The organism is Microcystis sp. M49636_WE2, from assembly GCF_030065375.1.
Taxonomy (GTDB): domain Bacteria; phylum Cyanobacteriota; class Cyanobacteriia; order Cyanobacteriales; family Microcystaceae; genus Microcystis; species Microcystis aeruginosa_C.
The window spans coordinates 1-2437 of record NZ_JASJFG010000341.1; the positions used below are offsets into that span (position 1 = coordinate 1).

Genomic DNA, 2437 nt, shown 5'->3' on the forward strand with positions numbered 1-2437 from the left:
CGAACAGAAAAAACTCTTTTCTCAAGTTTATCGGAATTATACTAAAAAACTCTGGATCGGAACTTTTCACAGTCTTTGCGGTCGAATTTTGCGCTATGACATTAATAAATATCAGGATGAATATGGTCATAGTTGGCAAAGGAATTTCTCAATTATGGATGAATCGGATGCCCAGAGTTTGGTGAAAAATATCGTCACTAAACAGATGAATTTAGATGATAAAAAATTTGATGCTCGCAATCTACGTTATGCGATTAGTAATGCCAAAAATTTAGGTTTAACTCCCACGGATTACGCCAGAGAAAACCCTCATTTTCGGGGAAAGGTCATTTCTGAGGTTTATCAGGCTTATCAGATGCAATTGGCACAAAATAATGCCCTAGATTTTGATGATTTGATACTGGTTCCAGTCCGTCTTTTTCAGCAAAATGAGTCTATTCTCGGCTATTGGCACACGCAATTTAAGCATATTTTAGTCGATGAATACCAAGATACTAACCGGATTCAGTACGAGTTAATTCGGCTTTTGTCCACCAATGGTGAAACGAAAAAAAGTGAGTGGAATTGGACGGATCGATCAATTTTTGTGGTAGGTGATGCCGACCAATCTATCTATAGTTTTCGGATGGCGGATTTTACTATTCTGCTCAATTTTCAAGCGGACTTTGGCGATGGTTTACCCGATGATGATACTCGCACGATGGTGAAACTACAGGAAAACTATCGTTCACGGGAGAATATTCTACAAGCGGCAAATAAATTAATCGAAAAGAATAGTCAAAGAATCGATAAAGTCCTTGTTCCTACTAGGGAAGGTGGCGAGAGTATCTATGTTTTCAAAGCCAGAGATGAACAGGAAGAAGCATCTTTTGTTATCGATAAAATTCGAGAATTTACCCAAGAAAACCCCGAATTAAATTGGGGTAGTTTTGCCATTCTCTACCGAATTAATGCCCAATCTCGTCCCTTTGAAGATGGGTTAATTCGCAATAATATCCCCTATAATATTGTCGGGGGATTTAAATTTTATGATCGACAGGAGATTAAAGATGCGATCGCTTATTTACGAGTGATTGCTAATCCTGCCGATACCGTTAGTTTACTGAGAATTATTAACACTCCCCGGCGCGGTATCGGTAAAACCACAATCGATAATTTGCTCAAAGCTGCCCAAGAATTAGGAGTACCTTTATGGGAAATTATCAGCGATGAAACTTCCGTTAATACTCTCGCCGGTCGTGCCACTAAAAGCATCAATAAGTTAGCTAAAATTATCCAAAACCTGCAAGAAAAAATCACCGATTTATCCGCTAGTGAAATTTTAGATAAAATCATGGAAGATTCGGGATATATTGATGAATTAAAACAGCAAGGAACCGAGGAAGCTGATACCCGCATCGAGAATATTCAAGAATTGTATAGCGCCGTCGTACAATTCCAAGAGGAAAACGAAGAAACCAATCTCCAGGAATTTCTCGCTAATGCTAGTTTAGCCTCGGACTTAGATAATCTTCAGGAAGGTCAAGAAAAAGTCTCCTTAATGACTCTTCATTCCGCCAAAGGTTTAGAGTTTCCTATCGTCTTTTTAGTCGGTTTAGAACAGGGCATTTTTCCCCATAATCGTAGTTTAAACGATCCCATTGCCCTTGAGGAAGAACGCCGTTTGTGTTATGTGGGAGTAACTCGGGCCAAGGAACAATTATTTTTAACCTACGCAAAAGAAAGATATGTCTGGGGGAATAAAGAGCCGAAGGTAGCTTCCCAATTTTTGCAGGAATTGCCCCCAGAATTGCTCACAAGCAACCTGAAACCGAAAAAGACCCCAAAAGTGGTGGCGATGGAAAAAACTGTCTCCGATCAAAGAAAATGGCAGGTAGGCGATCGAGTGTTACACTCTACTTTTGGAGAAGGAGAAGTGACCCATATCCTCGGTGCGGGTAAAAAAATGAATCTAGCGGTCAAATTTTCGGGTTTAGGTCAGAAAATCATCGATCCTCGCACCGCACCCATGCAACTTATCCAGGAATAGGTAATCATCTGTAGGGTGGGTGCGGCGAAAATAAGTTACACTCTGACTAAAAATTGAGTATTCGCCGTAACCCACCGGCTTTTTTCTCCCTATCTCCCCACTAATAAGTAGCTGGTTATAATTAAATTAAAAATGGATTTTAGGTTCGATCCCCCCTGCCCCCCTTGATAAGGGGAGTGCCAATCCCCCCTTGATAAGGGTAGGGCTGTTTCATTTAAATTAAGTACAGCTGATTTTGAGTCAATAAATTTGACTTAAGATTCTCAAGTTTATCTTTTTCTAACCAAAAGAGTTAGTCACAATAACTAATATTTAATCCTCTGCCAATATTTATTATGAATAAATTGATAAAGCCTGTTCCCAAGCCACTAAAAGCCTATCTCTCTTGAAATTTTCTGAGAGTACATC

1 protein-coding gene is annotated in these 2437 nt (G+C 39.6%); it reads left to right on the forward strand.

What is annotated here, in order from left to right:
* Positions 1-2029: 3'-5' exonuclease (locus PX484_RS08140; RefSeq protein WP_288103408.1), on the forward strand; the 2029-nt coding region annotated here is incomplete at its 5' end.
* Positions 2030-2437: the final 408 nt, after the last annotated feature.